Origin of the sequence: Clavibacter phaseoli, from assembly GCF_021922925.1 — a bacterium.
Lineage (GTDB): Bacteria > Actinomycetota > Actinomycetes > Actinomycetales > Microbacteriaceae > Clavibacter > Clavibacter phaseoli.
This window is the reverse complement of the sequence record NZ_CP040786.1, coordinates 3,019,829-3,037,726: the sequence shown is the minus strand read 5'-3', so window position 1 is coordinate 3,037,726 and position 17,898 is coordinate 3,019,829. Positions and strand designations below refer to the sequence as shown.

Here is a 17,898-nt window from a genome sequence, read left to right as displayed (position 1 = left end):
CATGGACCACATCGACCCGCGCCGCCTCGCGGGCGTGCTCGCCGACGCCGAGCTGCGGGCCGCGTACGCCCGCGTCGTGCTCGGATCCGGCCTCGACGACGCCCTCGCGCACCTCTCCCCCGCCCGCCGGTCGAAGGCGCGCGCCTCGCTCGTCGGCTCGGGCCTCGTCGCGGTGGACGCCGACGGCACCGCATCCGCGACCGACGCCGTCTTCCGCGCGATCCTCGCCCAGCAGCCCGCGACCCCGCCCGCCCAGGGCGTCGAGCGCTTCCTCCGCGACGGCCGCATCGAGCAGTGGCCGGCGAGCCCCGCCGACCTCGACGCCCTGCTGCGGCACGTCGTCGCGCAGGTGCTGGACGCGCACGAGGTCCTCGACGAGAAGGCCCTCACGGCGCGCCTCCTCCGCATCGCCGACGACCACGCGCTGCTCCGCCGCCACCTCGTCGACGCGGGACTCGTGCTCCGGACGCGCTCGGGATCCGAGTACGCGCGGGCCGGCGGGACGGACGCGACGCCTGGCCCTCAGGCGCCGCCCGCGTAGCGCACGCACACCGCCGACACGTCGTCGCCGAGCACGCCGCGGGCGGCAGCGGACGCGGCCGCGTCGGCGATGCGGCCGACCGTCTCCGCGGCGTCCGCGGCCGTGCGCACCAGCTCCACGAGCGGGGCGACCGAGTCGAGGGATCCGTCGAAGAGGTCGAGCGCGCCGTCGGTGAAGGAGAGGAGCCGGTCGCCGGGACGCAGCTCGCCGGTCGCGGCCGACCACGAGGCGCCCGGCACGACGCCGAGCGGCAGGTCGAGCGCCGGCAGCATCTCGTGCGTGCCGTCCACGCGGATCAGCGCCGTGAGGCCGTGGCCGCCGTCCGCGTAGGCGAAGCGGCCGGTGGATCCGTCGACGCGGCAGTGCAGGAACGTCGCGAAGGTCTCGGTCGCGTCGAGGTCGGCTTGGAGCTGCGCCTGCACCGCGGTCACGGTGCGCGCGGCGTCCGGACCCCGGTGCGCCTGGAAGCCCGAGCGCACGGCCGACGCGAGGATCGCCGCGCCCGCCCCCTTGCCCATCACATCCGCGACGGTCACGTGCAGCCCGTCGGGGTCCTCGCCCCAGGAGTAGAAGTCGCCGCCCACGCCGCGGGCGGGGAGGCTGATGCCGGCGAGGTCGAAGTCGGGCCAGAGCGGCCGGTCGACGGGCAGGAGCCGCCGCTGGATGTCGCCCGCCAGCTCCTCGTCCCTGCTGTCGCGGAGCTCGCGCTCGACCCACGCGCCCATCTCGTCGAGCAGCTTCTCCTGCGCGGGCGCGAGGTCGCGCGGCTCGGTGTCGACGAGGCAGAGCGTGCCGACGGTCTGGCCGCCGGACAGCAGGGGTCGGCCGGCGTAGAAGCGGATGTGGCGGGGTCCGGTGACCGTGGTGCGCTCGGCGAAGCGCGCGTCCGCGGTGGCATCCGGCACCACGAGGATCTCCGGGCTCCGGATGGCGACGTCGCAGAACGACTGCGTCCGGTCCGAGAGCAGCGAGACGCCCGCGGGCTGCGGCGACTTCGTGAACTGCTCGGTGTCGCCCACCAGGTTGATCTCGGCCACGGGCACGTCGAAGAGCTCGCGCGCGATGCGGGTCACGCGGTCGAAGCGCTCCTCCGCGGTGGATCCGACGAGCCGCAGGTCGTGCACGGCCCGGAGGCGCACGGCCTCGGCGTCGCCGTGCAGCGGGATCGCGTCGCGGTTGGCGCGACCGGCGGGATCCGAGCCGCCCTGGCGCGCGACGGGTTCCTGCATGGCCATGTGCTCCCCCTGGTGGATCCGGCGACGCTCGCGCCGGGCGGGATGCCGCCCGCCGCACGATCCCCCCGGATCGCGGCGCCTCTGTCGAGTGTATGCGGTGGTCTTCGGAGCGGTCCGCGGATCGGGAGGGCCCCGCCCCCGGACGCGCTCACGCCTCGCGGCGCAGCACCACCACGGTCACGTCGTCGGGGTTCGCCTGCGCGGCGGCGAGCGCGGTGATCCGCCGGACCAGGTCGTCGGCCGACGCCGACCCCCGCGCGAGCTCCGCGACCCGGTCGACCGCGCGGAGCGTCCCGTCGAAGAGGTCGAGCACGCCGTCGCTGAAGGTGACGATGAGGTCGCCGGGGCCGAGCCGGACCTCGTGCGTCCGCCAGCCGGCGGCGCCGGGCACGCCGACGGGGAGGTCCGTGGACTCCAGCCGCTCGTGGGTGCCGTCCGCGCGCACCAGCGCCGAGAGCCCGTGGCCCGCGTCGGCGTAGAGGACGGTGTGGTCCTCGGCGCGCACGCGCGCGTGGAACACGGTGGCGAAGGAGGCGGCCGCGCTCATCTCCGCGGTGAAGCAGTCGGCGGTGCGCTCGATGGCGGCGACCGGATCCGGCACGTTCTTGGCGCTGCGCACGACCGCGCGGGCCGTGGCCGCGATGATCCCCGCGCCGACGCCCTTGCCCATCACGTCCCCGAGGGTGAACGCCAGCCCCTCGTTCACCGGGTACCAGTCGAAGAAGTCGCCGCCCACGGCCTTCGACGGCAGGCAGGCGCCCGCGACCTGGTACCCGGGGAGCGGCACGGTCGTCTTCGGCAGGAGCGCCTGCTGCACGACGGACGCGCGGGTCAGCTCCTCCTCGCTCAGCCGCTCCCGGTGGCGCGACTCCTCGAGGCTGAGGCGCGTGCGCCGGGACAGCTCGTTGACGACGAACGCCGCGACCGCGAAGGCCAGCGCGCTGAAGAACCCGCGCCACAGCTCGTTGGCGTTCTGCTGCCCGAGCCGCAGGAGGAGCGGCAGGCCGAGCGACACGTAGACGCCGACGAAGGCGACGAGCACGTTCCAGCGGCCCGGGTTGAGGCTGAACCAGACGACCGGGAGGATCACGAGCGACCCGTAGATGGAGGCGTTCTCGCCCGTCGCGATGCGCAGCATGCCGACGGCCAGGAAGTCGAGCGCGGGCACGAGGTCGGCGAAGCGGGCGAGCCGGGGGCGCGCGGTCACCAGGACGGCGAGGAGGGTGGCGACCGCGAGGATCCCGCAGGCGATGAGGAGCGACCGCGGCGCCGTCACGCCGAGCGTCGGCACCACGGAGCTGGTGACCACCGCGAGGATGAACAGCACCAGCATCGGCAGCTGCTTGAGCACCGGGGTGGGGCCCGACGTGCCGGCGGATCCGGTCCGGGCGGCGGACTCGGGGATCCAGGCCAGGCGGTCCGCCCATCCGGGCAGCGAGAGCGCGGCCAGACGTGGCGCGCGCGCGGGCGAGGCCATCAGGACGCCTCGGGCTCGATCCGGGTCCGGCGCACGCTCCACACGTTCTCGCCGCCGACCCGCTCGTAGGTCAGCTCGTCGCAGAGCATCTGCACCATCGCGAGGCCGCGGCCGGACTCCGCGTCGACGCCGGGCATCTCGCGGGGGGCGAGGCGGAAGTCGCCGGGCTCGGATCCGTCGCTCAGCCGCGCGCTCATCACGCCCTCGTCGACCGTGACGCTCACGACGCACGTGACGCCCTGGCCGTGGTCGGCGTGCTCGATCACGTTGGACGCGAGCTCGACGAGCGCGGTCTCGAAGGCCATGCGGTCGAGGTCGCCCACGTCGGGGCGGTCGTCCCAGAGGCCGGCGACGAGCTCGTGGACCGCGTCGACGTCGTCGGGCGGGGACTGGAGGGTGAGGCTGCGGGTGGTCTCAGTCACGGTAGGCCGCCTCGGCCGTGGGGGTGGAGATCAGCACCCGGTCGAGGTTGGAGAGCTGCAGCACCATGGCGACCTGCGGGCCGGGTGCCGAGATGCGGAGGTCGCCGCCGCCGTCGCGCGCCGCGCGGAGGCCGGCGATGAGGGCGCCGAGGCCGGAGGAGTCGATGAACTCGACGGCGGCGAGGTCGACGAGGATCCGCCGGGGCGCGGGATCCAGCGCGTCGTGGATCGCCTGCCGGAGCTCGGGCGCCGCCGCCATGTTGAGCAGTCCCGTGGCCGTGACGACGGTGACGTCGTCCTCGCGTCGTGCGGTGGCGGTCGTGAGCGCCATGCGTCCCCCTCGTGTGATCCCGGCGCCGGCGTCGTCATCCCCCGATGCGACAGGCGGGCGGTGCCGGTCCCGCGCGGATCCCCGCCCGGATCCCCTGCCTCCGCCGCGCTCATCCTCTCATCCATCGGTCGAGGAAATACGATCGTCCCGGCGTCCCGTCGCATGTCCGCGCGGCGCACCCGACTGGCGGGGCAGCCTCGGCCCCGTTACGGTGCGGCTGACCCCACGCACGACCACGGCCGCACCGGCCGCACGAGGAGACACCGTGTCGACCGCACCCGAGCACCTCCCGACCGAGCGCCGCATCACGCGGCTCGCGATCGAGACCTCCATCGGCCTGGCCTGGAACGCCGAGGGCGCGATCCGCGGGCTGCCGCCGCTCGCGTGGCAGCTCGGCGGACCGTGGGAGGGCGTGCACTTCTCGGGCGACGCCGACGCGTACGCGCCCGAGGTGCGGCGCGAGGTGATCGAGTCGTGGATCGCCGGGCTCGGCCTCGCCGACGCCATCGACCTCACCGACGGCCCGCTCACGCGCCGCGGCGACGACATGGTCTGGACGGGCGTGATCGACGAGGTCGTGTTCGAGCTCCGCTACCCGGCGGACTGCGCGGATCCCGCGGGCCCGGACGCCTAGCCGGCCGCTGCCGCGCCGCTCTCGCGCCACCCGGATCCGTCGCGCTCCAGCTCGATGAGCTGTCCGTTCGCCCACACCAGCGAGCGCGTGAGCGCGGGCGACCGGCCGAGAGCCGTGAGGTAGAGCACGCGCAGCAGGTAGCCGTGCGCGACCACGAGCGTGGTGCGCGGATCCGCCGCCACGTCGTCGAGGACCGCGCGCGCCCGCACGGCCGCCGCCGCCCACGTCTCGCCGCCGCCGGGCGCCGCCGGCTCGCCGTCCTCGCCCGTGAGCCAGGCCGCGAACGCCGCGCCGTGCACGGGTCCGCGCAGCTCGTCGCGCGTGATCCCCTCGAAGCCGCCGAAGTCGAGCTCCACCAGCTCGGGCCGCGGCTCGGGCGCGACGCCCGGCGCGACGCCCTGCTCCTGCAGGATCCGCACCGTGCTGCGAGCGCGCGCGAGCGTGCTCACGAGGATCCGCTCCACGCCCTCCCCGCGGAGCCGCGCCGCGAGGGGAGCGAGCTGCTCCGCGGCGTCGTCGCCGACGTCGACGTCGGTGCGCGAGTTGTAGCGGTACTCCCGGTTCCAGGGCGTCTGCGCGTGCCGGGTGAGGAGCAGGCGCGCGGGCGTCGCCGAGGGTGTCTGCATGGGTCCATCCAACCGGAGCGGGGGCGGGCCGGCGCGGGGCGGGCGGGGCGGGCGCGCTTGCGCTGTGCGGCGGGCCGGCATCCGCGGTGCGCGCCTCGTTCTGGGGGCGAGGACGGGCGTGGGCCGGGCCGTCGCGGCGGATCCGCGCCCGTAGGGTCGGAGCATGGCCAGCGGCGCGTGGGTGCGCATCCCGTCCCCGAGCACGCGGCAGCGCTGGCTCCTCACCGCGGCGTCGCTCGCCCTCGCCGGGATCCTGCTCTGGTCGCCCGTCGGCGCCGTGACCCGCCTCGTCGAGCGGGCCGTCGGCACGTCGCCGGTCATCGCGATGGGCCTGCCGATCCTCCTCGTCGTCGCCGTCGTCGGCATCGCGTACCTGATCGTCGCCGAGCGCACGCAGCCTCCCGCGATCGACGTCGCGCGCCAGGTCCTCCGCATCGGCCGCAAGGAGCGGGGCTTCGCCGAGGTGACCGGCGCGCGCATCGAGCTGACCGGCGGCCCGGGCGACGACACCCTGATCCTCCGCCTCACGACGACCGGCGGCGAGAGCTGCAGCGTCGTCGTCTCCACGCGCGAGGGGGTGCGGGTCGACGCCGCGCAGCGCGACGCGCTCCTGGCCCTCGTCGCCGGATCCCGCATCGCGCCGCCCCGCTCGAAGGACGACCCGCACGGCCGGTTCGCGCACGTCGAGTTCCCCGGGCACCTGACGCGCGAGGACGCCGCGGCGCTCGTCGACGGCAGCGGGACCGCCGAGCCGACCGCCGCCCGGGGCCAGCGCGGGCAGGGCTCGGGCGCGCGCAACGTGCGTCCCGCGGGCGCGCCGAGCCGGGATCCCGTCTCGATGCGCGGACAGTACGTCCTCGCCGGCATCGCGACGGCCGCAGGCGCCTTCTTCGCGGTGGTCGCGGCGCGGAACCCGGCGGCCGTGTTCGGGCGCACGGAGATCCCCGTGGTCGCGCTCGCCGTCGTCTTCCTCGCCGTCGGCATCGGCACGATCGTCGTCACCCGCCGCGACGCCGGCCGCGCGGCCGAGCAGCGCGCCGCCGCCGACGCGGCCCGCGCGGAGGCCGAGCGCGACGGATCCGCCGAGGCAGCCGAGCCCGCCCGCCCCGCCGACGGGAGCTGACGGGTGTCCGACGACGGATGGGTGCGGATCCCGGCGCCCACGTACCGGCAGCGGCTGCTGATCGGCGGCGTCTGGTTCTTCTTCGTCGTCTACGTGGGGTCGAATCCCCTCGGCACCCTCGGCGAGCGCATCGAGGAGCGCATCGGCGGCGGGTGGATCACGGTCGTCACCACGCTCCTGGTCGGCATCGCCGCCGCCGCGGCGCTCGTCCTCCTCGTCGTCACGCTGCTCACGCCCGCTCTCGACGTCGACGCGTCGCGCGGCCTGATCCGCGTGCGCGGGAAGGAGCGCCCGTCCACCGACCTGGTCGGAGCGCTCGCGGAGCTGGCGGTCGACACGCCTCCGTCACGCTACGACAAGCCGCGCAAGCGGCCCCGCCGCGACCCCGTGACCCTCCGCCTCGACCTCGCGGGCGGCGGGCGCTTCCGCGTCGTGCTCGCGATCGGCTCCACCACGACCATCACGCCCGAGCGCGCCGAGGCGCTGATCGCCGCCGTCCGCGGCTCGCGGATCACGACCCCCACCGCCTCCTACGACCCGGACGGCCGCTTCACGCACCTCAACTTCCCGGGGCGACTCGACATCCCGGACACGATCCGGCTCATCGAGGACCCGCAGCGCGCCCGCGCCCAGCTCCGCTGAGCGCGGGGATCCCGTCCCTCACACCCGCAGCGAGAACGCCGCCAGCCCCTCCTCGCCGTGCGGAGCGAAGCCGAGCGATCGGTAGAAGGGGTGCGAGCGGTCGCCGTCCTCGGTGCCGCCCGCGTCGGTCGTGAGCACGAGGAGGACGCCCGCGGGCTGGCTCGCGCGCACGTGCTCGAGGAGGGCGCGGCCGATCCCGGCGCGCTGCCGGTCGGGGCGCACGAGGAGGTCCTGGACGTAGCAGATGGAGGTCCCGTCGCCCACGGTGCGCACCAGGCCGACGAGCAGGCCTCCGGCGTCGCGCGCGGTGGCGACGAGGGCGGATCCGGCGAGCGCCCGCTCCAGCCGCTCGGGGTCGCGCGTGTAGACGGTCCAGCCGACGGATCCGTAGAGGTCGAGCAGCTCGTCGCGGCCGGGGATCTCGTCGGCGAGGAGGGTCACCCCCACACCGTAACCGCCTGTGCACTCGGCGCACGCGGCGTGACGGCCCGTCGATACGGTCGCGGTTCCACCCGCCATCCCCTCCGACGAGAGCTGCCCATGCACCAGTCGCGCCATGCCCGCACGTCCTCATCCCGTCGGACCCGGACAGGGGCCGTCGCCGTCGCCTCGCTGGCCGTCGCGGCCGTCGCCGCCTCCGGTCTCGGCGCCGCCCTCCTCGCCCCGGCGAGCGCCTTCGCGGCAACCGCCACCGTGGGCCTCGGCACCGCCGCGTCGTACTCGGTGCTCGCCGGCCAGGGCGTCACCAACACCGGTCCCACCACCCTCTCGGCGGATCTCGGCACCAGCCCCGCCGCGTCCGTCACGGGCTTCCCGCCCGGCGTCGTGGGCGGCGCGACGCACGCGGCCGACGCCGCGGCCGGCCAGGCGCAGTCCGACCTCACCACCGCGTACGACGACGCCGCCGGCCGCCCCAGCTCGGCCGCCGTGCCCGCGGACCTCGTCGGATCCACCCTCACCCCCGGCGTGTACACGGCCGCCGGCCCGCTCGGCCTCACCGGCACCGTCACGCTCGACGCGCAGGGCGACCCGTCGGCCGTCTTCGTCATCCAGGCCCCGTCGTCGCTCACCACCGGCTCGGGCAGCCGAGTGTCGCTCGTCGACGGCGCCCAGGCGTGCAACGTGTTCTGGCAGGTCTCGAGCTCGGCGTCGCTCGGCACGGGATCCGGCTTCGCGGGCACGGTGCTCGCGCTCACGAGCGTCTCGGTCGGCACCGGCGCCACGGTCGACGGCCACGTGCTCGCCCGCGACGGATCCGTCACCCTCGACGACGACGCGTTCATCTCCTCCACCTGCGGCACCACGACCTCGCCCGTCGGCTCCGGCACCACGCCCGTCGTCACCCCGACGCCGGCGCCCACGTCCACGCCGCAGCCGTCGCCCACCTCGCCCGCGGGATCCACGCCCGCCCCGTCGCCCACGCCGCCCGCCGGATCCACGCCCACGCCCACGCCCACCGGCGACGTCCCCGGGGGCAGCACCCCGCCCGCCGACGTGCCGCCCGCGCACCCCGGCCTCCCGCGCACGGGCGGCGACGGCGCGCGCCTCGTCATCGAGCTCGCCCTCGGCGCCGCGGCCCTCGCGGCCGGCGTCGTCGCGGTCATCGCCGTGCGCACCCGCCGCCGACGTCGCTGACGCCACCGCACGACCGCGCCACCGGACGCCCGCGCTCCCGAGCGCGGGCGTCCGCACGTCCGGGACCGGCGCGGGCGCCGGCCGACGCGGTCCCGGCGCCTCCCGGACAGCCGCCGGGACCCGCCCCGGACGCCGAGGAGGAGCGGGTCTAGGGTCGGCAGCAGGAGCGACGACGCTCCGATCCACCAGTCGACGAGGACCACCATGACGACGACGAGCCGCCCCGCGCGAAGATCCCCCGCCGACCGGCCGCCCCGTCCCCGCCGCTCCCGCATGGCCCGCCGCGAGGCGATCGCCGGCTACCTCTTCATCAGCCCGTGGATCGTCGGGTTCCTCGTCTTCACGCTCGGCGCGATGGTCTACAGCCTCGTGGTGTCGTTCAGCGACTACAACCTCGCGACCGACGTGGCCACCCCGGTCGGCACCGAGAACTACGAGCGCCTCTTCTCGGATCCGCGCGTGGCCCTGAGCCTCGGCAACACGCTCTTCTTTTGCGTCCTCGCCGTGCCGTTCGAGGTCTGCCTGGCGCTCCTGCTCGCGATCCTCCTCGCCCGCCTCGGCCGCGGGGCCGGCATCTTCCGCACCCTCTACTACCTGCCGAAGATGACCCCGACGGTCGCCACCGCGAGCGTCTTCCTGCTGCTGCTCAACGGCAACACGGGCGCCGTCAACGAGGGGCTCGAGGCCATCGGCATCGACGGCCCGCAGTGGCTCATCGACCCCGCGTGGGTGAAGCCGTCGATCGTGCTCATGACGCTGTGGGGCGTGAGCGGCACCATGGTGATCTTCCTGGCCGCCCTGAAGGACGTGCCGCGCGAGCTCTACGAGGTCTCGGCCCTCGACGGCGCCGGCCCCGTGCGGCAGTTCTTCGCGATCACCGTGCCGATGATCTCCGGCGCCATCTTCTTCAACGTCGTCGTCCTCACGATCGCCGCGCTGCAGGTCTTCGACCAGGCCTACCTGCTGTTCTGGCGGGACCAGACGAACGCGTCGCCGGACTCGTCGCTGTTCTACGGCGTCTACCTGTTCCAGCAGGCGTTCCGCTCGTTCGACTTCGGGTTCGCGGCCGCGATGGCGTGGCTGCTGTTCGTGATCGTGCTCGTCATCACGCTGATCCAGGTGAAGCTGAGCAACCGGTTCGTCTACTACGAGGGGGACCGCTGATGGCCGTCACCGACCGCACCCCGGGCGCCGCCGCGACGCCGGCCGCGGCGACCGGGGATCCGCGCCTCGCCGCCGCCCTCACGCCGCTGCCGTCACGGGATCCGTCGCCCGAGCGGCGCGACCCCGACCGCGTCCGCCGGGTCCGCTCCCGCATCGGCCGCGCCCTCGTCACAGCGCTGCTCGTCGCGTTCGCGCTCCTGTTCCTCTACCCCTTCGCGTGGCTGCTCGCCGCGAGCCTCAAGCCGCGCGGCGAGGTCTTCGACAACTCCCTCTGGCCGCGCACGTTCACGCCGCAGAACTACGTCGAGGTGTGGGAGCAGCTGCCGCTCCTCGGCTGGATGGGCAACAGCCTCGCGATCGCGCTGCTCTCCGCGGCGCTCGTGTCGATCTCGAGCGCGCTCGTGGCGTTCGGCTTCGCGTACTTCCGGTTCCCCGGGCGGCGGATCCTGTTCGGCCTGGTGCTCGCGACGATGATGCTGCCGGGCGCCGTGACGATGGTGCCGCAGTTCCTCATCTGGAAGAACCTCGGGCTCATCGGCACGTGGATCCCGCTGTTCGGCATGAACCTGTTCGGCTCGGCCTTCTACATCTTCCTGCAGCGCCAGTTCTTCCTCGGGCTGCCGCGGGAGCTCTTCGAGGCCGCGCGGCTCGACGGCGCCAGCTACTTCGGGATGTTCCGGCGCATCGCGCTGCCGCTGTCGATCCCGTCGTTCGTCATCATCTTCATCTTCGAGTTCCAGGCCAGCTGGAACAACCTGCAGGCGTCGCTCATCTACCTCAACGCCGGCAGCGTCGAGGGCTTCACCGTGCCGCTCGGGCTCTCCTACGCGATGACCGCGTTCAGCCCCACGAACGGCGGGCAGGGCGACTACCAGCTCGTGATGGTCGCGGCGCTCCTCGTCACCCTGCCGATGCTCGTGCTCTTCGCGTTCGGGCAGCGCTACTTCGTGGAGGGCATCGCGACGCAGGGCCGGAAGGGCTGACCCGCCCGGCCCGCGCCGCGCCAGCTCAGTGCCCGGTGTCGACGAGCTTGAGGCCGATGACGCAGCCGACGAGGCCGAGCAGCAGCAGGACCTTCACGACGCTCGCGGGCTCGGATCCCGTGACGATGGCGTAGGTCACGGTGAGCGAGGCGCCGATGCCGACCCACACGGCGTACGCGGTGCCGGTGCTGATCTCGCGCATCGCGTAGGCGAGGCCCAGCATGCTCGCGACGACCGCGACGCCGAAGACGATCGACGGCCCGAGCTTGGTGAACCCGGCGGACTTCCCGAGGGCGGTGGCCCAGACGGCCTCGAGCACCCCGGACACGATGAGGACGATCCACGACATGGCTTCTCCACCTGGCCAGTCTTGTCGCGTTCCGGGTACTGATCCGTCGTCCGGGAGCGCGGGAGGGCGCTCGGGTCCGACGGTACCCGGGCGCCCTGATCACGCCATGTGCAGGTCAGCCGCGGATCAGCGGGCCGCCTGCTCGTACGCCCGCATGGCCGCCGTCTGCGCGTCGGTCAGCGCCTGCTCGGGCGTCTTGTCGCCGAGGAGCGTCGAGGCGACCGCGTTCTGCAGCTCGCCCTGGATCTGCTGCCCCGCCGGCGACCCGCCGATCGAGCGGCCCTCCGCCACCACGTCGTAGAACGTCGCGATGGCCTGGTCGATCCCGTCGTCGCCGCTCGGGACGACGTGGGCGTCGCGGATCGCCTGGTCGGCGGCCGGGGATCCCGTGAACAGGCCCGTGTTGATGCCGCCGTTCTCCGTCACGGTCGCGGCGCGCACGTCGCCCGCGGCCTCCCACGACTCCTGGCTCGTGAGGTCGAGCATCCACGCGCACGCGGCGTCCTTGTTCGCGGCGCCCGCGGGGATCACGAACGCGGATCCGCCCGCCACGGCGAACGGCTGGCCCTCTGCGTCCCGGAAGGGCACCGCCGAGATGTCGATGTCGTCGCGGTAGGGCGCGACCACGTTGAGGTACCACTGGGCGTCGATCTGCGCGCCGACCTGGTCCTTCACGAACTGGTTGCCGTCGCCGAAGGTGTCGAAGGCGTCGCTGAAGCCCTTGCCCTTCGCGTAGCCGCCCTGGGCGTCGGACAGCCGCTTCAGGAACTCGAGGCCGGGCAGGTTGGACGCGTCGTCGAGCGTGGGCTTCCCGTCGGCGTCGACGAGCTGGCCGCCGAAGCCGAGCATCCAGAGCGCGGCCTGCGCGGTGGGCACGGCGTCGAGGCCCAGCACCGCGGGGTCGCCGCCCGACTCCCGGTAGACCTTCCCGACGGCGTCGAGCAGCTGGTCGGGCTTCGAGGTGTCGAACTGGTCGGCCGTGACGCCGGCCGCGGAGAGCACGCGCTCGTTGAGCATGATCGCCGGCGGCTGGAAGAACTGCGGCACGGCCCAGATCTCGTCGTCGTAGCGGATGTCGTTCGTGACCGACTCGTAGAAGCGCTCCGCCGGGTCGACGTCGTTCACGGAGTAGCACTCGTCGAGCGGGAGGATCAGGTCCTGCGCCGCGTAGGTCGCCACGAACTGGCGGTCCATCTGCACCACGTCGGGCGTCTGTCCGCTCGCGACGCGGGTCGTGAACTTCTGCGCGTCGAACGCCGTGGAGTCGAGGTCGATCGTCACGCCGGTGAGCGCGTCGGCCGCGTGCGCGAGGCGGGCCTCGCCGACGTCGTCGGCGCCGTCGAAGGCCCAGGCCTTCAGGGTGCCGGCGGCCTCCGTCGTGAACGAGGCGTCGGCCGCGCCGGTGCCGCCGGATCCGCATCCCGCGAGGAGGGTGGCGGTGGCGGCCGCCGCGACGACCGCGAGCGTCCTGCGAGTCCTGGTCATGTGGATACCTCCGAGAGCACGGCGGGCCCCGTCGCCCGCTCCTCGAACGTACGCCGCTTCCCCCGCCGCGATCCGGGCGGCGGCGGCAGGTGGCGGCGCCGGGCGCGCGCGGCGGCCTCAGGCGAGCAGCAGCTCCACCATCGCGTCACGCGCGCGGGCGCCCTCGGGGATCGGCATCAGCGCGTACACGTGCAGGAGGTTCGGCTCCACGTGGATCCGCACCGGGTGCCCGACCGCGGCCGCCTTCCGCTCGAGGGCGCGCGCGTCGGCGAAGAGGATGTCGTGCGTGCCGGAGAACACCGTCACGCGGCCGAGCCCCGCGAGCGATCCGTGCAGCGGGCTGACCCGCGGATCCTCCACCGGCAGGTCGCCGCGCCACGACTCCACGGCGGCGCGCATGCCGTCGACCGCGAGCCACGGGTCGGTCGGCTGGATGCGCGCGATGAGCGGATCCGTGAACGACAGGTCGAGCGCGGGCGAGAGGAGCACGACGTCGCGCGGCGCGGGCACGCCCCGGTCGCGGAGGGCCATGGCGGTAGACAGCGCGATCTGCCCGCCGGCCGAGTCGCCCATGAGCGTCACGTTCCCGGGGCCGACCTCGGCGACGAGCTGCTCCGCGAGGTCCGCCGTGCGCGCGATCACGTCGGCGGCCGTGCCCGACGGGACGAGCGGGTAGATGGGCACGGTGAACGTCGTGCCGGTCCGCCGCGCGAGGCCCGCGACCAGCCACCAGTGGAACGGGCTGATCTCGTGGGTCCAGCCGCCGCCGTGCGCGTAGAGCGCGCGCCGCCGCGAGCCGGGACCCGTGGGCGTGACCCGGTAGACGTGCCAGCCGCCCTCGATCCGGGCGGTCACCCGCACGCCGCGGAGCAGCGGCGGCGGCGCGAACGCCCCGGGCCGGACCACCCGCCGCCGCGCGCCGCCCATCGTGCGCGCGGGCGACGCGAACTCGCCCTGCCCGCCGACGACCGCGATCACGGGCGGGACGAGCCGGGACAGCAGGCTGCGGCGGGTGCGGGTCATGACGGGGTCGGCTCGGGTCGGCTCAGCTGGCGGGGCTGTACCACTTGGAGACCAGGTGGTCGGCCTCGACGCGGCGGATGGTGCCGGAGTGCGAGCGGAGCACGATGCTCGAGGTGCGGATCATGCCGCGGTGCCGGGTGACGCCCGCGACGAGCGCGCCGTCGGTGACGCCCGTGGCGACGAAGTAGGCGTTGTCGCCCGTGACGAGGTCGTCCTGGTCGAGGATGCGGTCGAGGTCGTGGCCCGCGTCGATCGCGCGCTGCCTCTCGGCCTCGTCCTTGGGCGCGAGGCGGGACAGGAGCACGCCGCCGAGCGCCTTGATCGCGCACGCCGTGATGATGCCCTCGGGGGTGCCGCCGATGCCGACGCACATGTCGATGCGCGAGTCGGGGCGGGCCGCGTTGATGCCGCCGGCGACGTCGCCGTCGAGCAGGAGGCGGGTGGAGGCGCCGGCCGCGCGGATCTGCGCGATGAGGTCGGCGTGACGGGGCCGGTCCAGCACGGCGACCTGCATGTCCTCGACGGCGAGGCCCTTCGCGTCGGCCAGCGCGCGGATGTTGTCGCCGATGGGGCGGTCGAGGTCGACGACGCCGCGGCCCTCGGGCCCCGTGACGAGCTTGTCCATGTAGAAGACGGCCGACGGGTCGAACATGCTGCCGCGGTCGCTCACCGCGATGACCGAGAGGGCGTTCATGCGGCCGGCGGCGGTGAGGCTCGTGCCGTCGATGGGATCCACCGCGATGTCGCACGCGGGGCCGAAGCCGTTGCCGACGTGCTCGCCGTTGAAGAGCATCGGCGCCTCGTCCTTCTCGCCCTCGCCGATGACGACGAGTCCGTCGAAGGCGACGGTGCCGAGGAACTTGCGCATCGCGTCGACCGCGGCGCCGTCGGCGGCGTTCTTGTCGCCCTTGCCGATGAAGGGGGCGGAGCGGATGGCCGCGGCCTCGGTGGCTCGGACGAGCTCCATCCCGAGGTTGCGATCCGGATTCGAGTAGTTCTCCTCGGTCATGTGGGGTCCTCCCGTAGAGACGTGCGCGGGCGGCTCCGTCGACTCCGCAGGTGCGTCCCTACGATCCTACGGCGGGGGTGCGGGCCTTCCAGCTGCCGCCCGCGATGTACCGGACCATCACGTTGAGGGTGGCGACGAAGGGCACCGCGAACAGGGCGCCCGCGACGCCGCCGACGTAGGATCCCGCGGCCACGGCCAGCACCACCGCGAGCGGGTGCACGTGCACGGCCCCGCCCATGACGAGCGGCTGCAGCACGTGCGACTCGAGCAGGTGCACGCCGATGACGGCGGCCAGCATGATCACGGCCTGCAGCGGCCCCACGAACACGAGCGCGATGACCACCGCGAACGCGCCCGACACGATGGCGCCCACGACCGGGATGAACGAGGCCAGGAAGACGAGGACCGCGATGGGGATCGCGAGCGGCAGCCCGAGCAGCCACGCGGCGATGCCGATGCCGACCGCGTTGCCGGCCGCCACGAAGATCTGCACGCGCGTGAAGGCGGAGAGCGTGCCCCAGCCCGCGCGGCCGGCGCCGTCGATGGCGGGGCGCGCGCGACGGGGGAAGACGGAGACGACGAAGCGCCAGATGCCCCGGCCGTCGATGAGCACGATGACGATGGTGAAGAACGCGAGGAGCGCGCCCGTGACGAGGTGGCCGACGCCGAGCCCCGCGTCGAGCGCGCCGGTGAGCAGGGCCTCGCGGCTGTTCTCGAGGGCCTTGCCGGCGGAGGCGAGCAGCGCGTCGTAGTCGGACGGCACCACGTTGAACGGCGGCTGCGCGAGGAGGTCGCGGACGGACTCGAACCGGTCCACCGCCTCCCGCTGCAGGGTGGGGATGCCCGTGCGGATCTGCGTGACGAGCAGGAGCACGAGCCCGGAGATGACGACCGCGGTGCCGAGCAGCGTCGACGTGATGGCGAGCCAGGCCGGCCAGCGGCGCTTCCGCAGCGCGCCCACGAGCGGCTCCAGCAGCGCGCAGATGAGGAGGCCGATGAGGAACGGGATGACCACCTCCTTGACCGCGATGAGGAGCCACACGAAGGCGGCGACCGCGATGCCGATGACGAGCAGGCGCCACGACCACTCCGCCGCGAGCAGGACGCCCGGGGTGACGCCGCGCTGGGCGGCGCGGTCGGCGGGCGTGCCCGGTTCGGGCGTGCCCGGCGAGGGCTCGACGTCGTGGGACATGGCGGTGCTCCGATCTCGATGCGCGAGGAGGCCGCCTCGCTCGGAGGAGTGCCCGGCGCCCATCATGGCGGTGCGCGCGGGCCGGCGACCCGCGATGTCCCGCATGCGTGCGCATGAGGATGCTCCGCGTCGCTGTGCGGGATCCGTGCGCCGCCCGGGATCCGCCCACGGCGGTCGCCGCGCGGGTCAGCGTGCCGCGGCGACCGCCCCGGCCGCCCGCGCCGCGTCGACCTCCTCGACATCGGCGATCCGCCCGTCCACCACCGTGACGAGCCGGTCGAGCGCGGCGCGGTGCACGAGGTCGTGGGTGACGAGCATCGTCGCGGTGCCCTGGCCGTGGGTCAGCTGCGCGATGAGGTCCATGATCTCCGCGCCGCGCTCCTGGTCGAGCGCGCTCGTGGGCTCGTCGACGAGGAGCACGGACGGGGAGTTCACGAGCGCGCGGGCGATGGCGACGCGCTGCCGCTGCCCGCCGGAGAGCTGCGCGGGTCGCTTGCCGGCGTGCGCGAGGAGGCCCACCGCGTCGAGCAGGGCGTCGGCGCGGCGACGGACGGCGGTCCTGTCGCGACGCCCGCCGCCGAGCTCCGCCATCACGAGCAGCTGCTCGCGCGCCGTGAGCGAGGGCACCAGGTTCGACTGCTGGAACACGATCCCGATGCTGTCGCGCCGCAACGCCGTCGCCTCCTTCCGGCCGAGGGTCGCCGCGTCGACGTCGCCGATCATCACGCGGCCGGAGTCAGGCCGGATCAGCGTGGCGGCGACCGCGAGGATCGACGACTTGCCGGATCCGGACGGCCCGGTGATCCCGGTCACGACGCCCGCCGGCGCGGTGAGCGTGACGTGGTCGACCGCCGTGATGCGGGAGTCCCCGTCGGGGAAGGTGAGGGTGACGTCGTCGAGGAAGATCATCGGTTGCTCCCGAGTGCGGTGAGGGGGTCGGCGTGGGTGACGGTGCGGAGCGCGACGGCGGCGCCGGCGAGCCCGAGGACGGCCATGGCGGCCGCCGGGAGGACGGTGGTGAGCGGGCTCAGCAGGAACGGGAGGGCGCCGCCGGCGAGCGCCCCGAGGCCGACGACCGCGGCCATGCCGACGCCGATCCCGAGCACCAGGACGACGAGCGCCTGCCCGAGCGCGTCGCGGACGAGGGACGCGTCGGAGGCGCCGAGCGCCTTGAGCACGGCGATGTCGCCCGCCCGCTGCATGGTCCACACGGTGAAGAAGGCGCCGACCACGAGCGCGGAGACGCCGAACAGCATCGCGATCATGAGCGCGAGGGATCCGATCTCCGACTTGAAGGTCTCGAGCGCGCCGAGGCTCGCGAGGGCGGGCGACGCGGAGGTGCGGGTGGCGCTCGCGGCGGCGGCCCAGTCCGGGGATCCCGAGACGGCGAGCACGGTCGCGCGGCCGTCGCCGCCGAGCCGCCGGTCGGCGTCCGCCCAGGCGGCCGGCGTGAGGGCGACGACGGGGGTGTGGCTGTAGGAGGCGTCGCCGCCGACCGAGGCGACGTCGTAGGCGGCGCCCGCGATCGTGATCCGGTCGCCGACGGACGCGTGCAGAGCGCTCGCCGCCTCGGACGACAGCCCGACCTCGTCGTCCGCGCGGGGCGCCAGGTCGGCGACGGTCGAGGCCGGCGCGCCGTGCGGGATCCCGAACAGGGCGACGGCGACCGCATCCGCTCCCGCGCCGGTGGCCCGGCCCTGCGCGATGCCGACGGGCGTGACCGCCGTGACGCCCGCGGTGCCGCGCCACGCCGCGACCGTGGCATCGTCGAGCGAGGACTGCGCGAACGACGGCTGACCGGAGTCCGGCTGCGCGAGGACGAGGCGGTCCCCGGGGAGGCCGAGCACGGCCGACACGTCCTGCGCGGCGAGCCCGCCGGTCAGGCCCGCGAGGAACCCCACGAGCAGGGTGATGAGGGCGACGACCGCGCCGATGAGCACGAACCTGCCCCGGGCGAAACGGAGATCACGCCACGCGACGAACACGATGGACCCTTCCGGCGCCGGGGACCCTCCCCACCGCCGTGA

20 protein-coding genes and 1 riboswitch are annotated in these 17,898 nt (G+C 74.6%); of the genes, 7 read left to right on the top strand and 13 right to left on the bottom strand.

Going from position 1 to position 17,898, the window contains the following annotated elements; genetic code table 11:
• The first annotated feature begins 1 nt into the window (after window position 1).
• Window positions 2-541: a DUF2087 domain-containing protein gene (locus FGI33_RS14545; RefSeq protein WP_119435335.1), complete on the top strand. Its 540-nt coding sequence runs from the start codon at window positions 2-4 to the stop codon at window positions 539-541.
• Here the strand turns inward: FGI33_RS14545 and FGI33_RS14540 are convergent.
• The 4 genes from FGI33_RS14540 to FGI33_RS14525 form a co-directional block, all read right to left on the bottom strand.
• A complete protein-coding gene (locus FGI33_RS14540) occupies window positions 523-1,776 on the bottom strand; it encodes a PP2C family protein-serine/threonine phosphatase (RefSeq protein WP_237582067.1) in 1,254 nt (417 codons plus the stop codon). The two genes, FGI33_RS14545 and FGI33_RS14540, sit on opposite strands and share 19 nt — an antisense overlap.
• Before the next feature lie 148 nt (window positions 1,777-1,924).
• A complete protein-coding gene (locus tag FGI33_RS14535; RefSeq protein WP_119434973.1) occupies window positions 1,925-3,253 on the bottom strand; it encodes a PP2C family protein-serine/threonine phosphatase in 1,329 nt (442 codons plus the stop codon).
• Complete coding sequence (locus FGI33_RS14530; protein WP_119434974.1) at window positions 3,253-3,675, bottom strand: ATP-binding protein; 423 nt, start codon at window positions 3,673-3,675, stop codon at window positions 3,253-3,255. The genes FGI33_RS14535 and FGI33_RS14530 overlap by 1 nt, the downstream gene beginning before the upstream one ends.
• Window positions 3,668-4,006 carry an STAS domain-containing protein gene (locus FGI33_RS14525; protein ID WP_119434975.1) on the bottom strand — a complete coding sequence of 113 codons (339 nt, stop codon included), beginning with the start codon at window positions 4,004-4,006 and terminating at the stop codon, window positions 3,668-3,670. Before FGI33_RS14525 ends, FGI33_RS14530 begins: the two co-directional genes overlap by 8 nt.
• A 265-nt stretch (window positions 4,007-4,271) precedes the next feature.
• On the opposite strand from FGI33_RS14525, the gene FGI33_RS14520 reads away from it, so the two are divergent.
• Window positions 4,272-4,640: a hypothetical protein gene (locus tag FGI33_RS14520; protein ID WP_119402667.1), complete on the top strand. Its 369-nt coding sequence runs from the start codon at window positions 4,272-4,274 to the stop codon at window positions 4,638-4,640.
• On the opposite strand, the gene FGI33_RS14515 is transcribed toward FGI33_RS14520, so the two are convergent.
• Window positions 4,637-5,266 (bottom strand): histidine phosphatase family protein, encoded by a 630-nt coding sequence (locus tag FGI33_RS14515; protein ID WP_119434976.1) that lies wholly within the window; start codon window positions 5,264-5,266, stop codon window positions 4,637-4,639. The two genes, FGI33_RS14520 and FGI33_RS14515, sit on opposite strands and share 4 nt — an antisense overlap.
• Window positions 5,267-5,429: 163 nt before the next feature.
• Here FGI33_RS14515 and FGI33_RS14510 point away from each other — a divergent pair, with 163 nt between their 5' ends.
• Together FGI33_RS14510 and FGI33_RS14505 are read left to right on the top strand one after the other, a co-directional pair.
• Window positions 5,430-6,389 carry a hypothetical protein gene (locus FGI33_RS14510; RefSeq protein ID WP_237582066.1) on the top strand — a complete coding sequence of 320 codons (960 nt, stop codon included), beginning with the start codon at window positions 5,430-5,432 and terminating at the stop codon, window positions 6,387-6,389.
• A 3-nt stretch (window positions 6,390-6,392) separates the two neighbouring features.
• Window positions 6,393-7,031 carry a hypothetical protein gene (locus FGI33_RS14505; protein ID WP_119435684.1) on the top strand — a complete coding sequence of 213 codons (639 nt, stop codon included), beginning with the start codon at window positions 6,393-6,395 and terminating at the stop codon, window positions 7,029-7,031.
• A gap of 18 nt (window positions 7,032-7,049) precedes the next feature.
• On the opposite strand, the gene FGI33_RS14500 is transcribed toward FGI33_RS14505, so the two are convergent.
• Window positions 7,050-7,472, bottom strand: a complete 423-nt coding sequence (locus FGI33_RS14500; RefSeq protein ID WP_119435683.1) for a GNAT family N-acetyltransferase — start codon at window positions 7,470-7,472, stop codon at window positions 7,050-7,052.
• Window positions 7,473-7,571: 99 nt separating this feature from the next.
• On the opposite strand from FGI33_RS14500, the gene FGI33_RS14495 reads away from it, so the two are divergent.
• The 3 genes from FGI33_RS14495 to FGI33_RS14485 all read left to right on the top strand — a co-directional run bounded on the left by FGI33_RS14495 (window position 7,572) and on the right by FGI33_RS14485 (window position 10,813).
• Window positions 7,572-8,666, top strand: a complete 1,095-nt coding sequence (locus tag FGI33_RS14495; RefSeq protein ID WP_237582065.1) for an ice-binding family protein — start codon at window positions 7,572-7,574, stop codon at window positions 8,664-8,666.
• Window positions 8,667-8,870: 204 nt separating this feature from the next.
• Window positions 8,871-9,830 (top strand): carbohydrate ABC transporter permease, encoded by a 960-nt coding sequence (locus tag FGI33_RS14490; protein WP_204585533.1) that lies wholly within the window; start codon window positions 8,871-8,873, stop codon window positions 9,828-9,830.
• Window positions 9,830-10,813 (top strand): carbohydrate ABC transporter permease, encoded by a 984-nt coding sequence (locus FGI33_RS14485; protein ID WP_119456830.1) that lies wholly within the window; start codon window positions 9,830-9,832, stop codon window positions 10,811-10,813. Before FGI33_RS14490 ends, FGI33_RS14485 begins: the two co-directional genes overlap by 1 nt.
• A gap of 25 nt (window positions 10,814-10,838) precedes the next feature.
• Here the strand turns inward: FGI33_RS14485 and FGI33_RS14480 are convergent, their stop codons facing one another.
• The 7 genes from FGI33_RS14480 to FGI33_RS14450 form a co-directional block, all read right to left on the bottom strand.
• Window positions 10,839-11,162: a DMT family transporter gene (locus FGI33_RS14480; protein ID WP_119434374.1), complete on the bottom strand. Its 324-nt coding sequence runs from the start codon at window positions 11,160-11,162 to the stop codon at window positions 10,839-10,841.
• A gap of 10 nt (window positions 11,163-11,172) precedes the next feature.
• Window positions 11,173-11,237, bottom strand: a riboswitch (guanidine-III (ykkC-III) riboswitch).
• A gap of 51 nt (window positions 11,238-11,288) precedes the next feature.
• On the bottom strand, window positions 11,289-12,647 hold the full coding sequence (locus tag FGI33_RS14475) for an ABC transporter substrate-binding protein (RefSeq protein WP_119434373.1): 1,359 nt from the start codon (window positions 12,645-12,647) through the stop codon (window positions 11,289-11,291).
• A gap of 117 nt (window positions 12,648-12,764) precedes the next feature.
• Window positions 12,765-13,670: an alpha/beta hydrolase fold domain-containing protein gene (locus FGI33_RS14470; protein ID WP_119434372.1), complete on the bottom strand. Its 906-nt coding sequence runs from the start codon at window positions 13,668-13,670 to the stop codon at window positions 12,765-12,767.
• Between the two features lie 22 nt (window positions 13,671-13,692).
• Window positions 13,693-14,679: a class II fructose-bisphosphatase gene (gene glpX, locus FGI33_RS14465; protein WP_043584005.1), complete on the bottom strand. Its 987-nt coding sequence runs from the start codon at window positions 14,677-14,679 to the stop codon at window positions 13,693-13,695.
• A 58-nt stretch (window positions 14,680-14,737) separates the two neighbouring features.
• On the bottom strand, window positions 14,738-15,871 hold the full coding sequence (locus FGI33_RS14460; RefSeq protein WP_119434371.1) for an AI-2E family transporter: 1,134 nt from the start codon (window positions 15,869-15,871) through the stop codon (window positions 14,738-14,740).
• Between the two features lie 186 nt (window positions 15,872-16,057).
• A complete protein-coding gene (locus FGI33_RS14455) occupies window positions 16,058-16,780 on the bottom strand; it encodes an ABC transporter ATP-binding protein (RefSeq protein ID WP_119434370.1) in 723 nt (240 codons plus the stop codon).
• A complete protein-coding gene (locus tag FGI33_RS14450; RefSeq protein ID WP_119434369.1) occupies window positions 16,777-17,856 on the bottom strand; it encodes an ABC transporter permease in 1,080 nt (359 codons plus the stop codon). The genes FGI33_RS14455 and FGI33_RS14450 overlap by 4 nt, the downstream gene beginning before the upstream one ends.
• Window positions 17,857-17,898 lie beyond the last annotated feature (42 nt).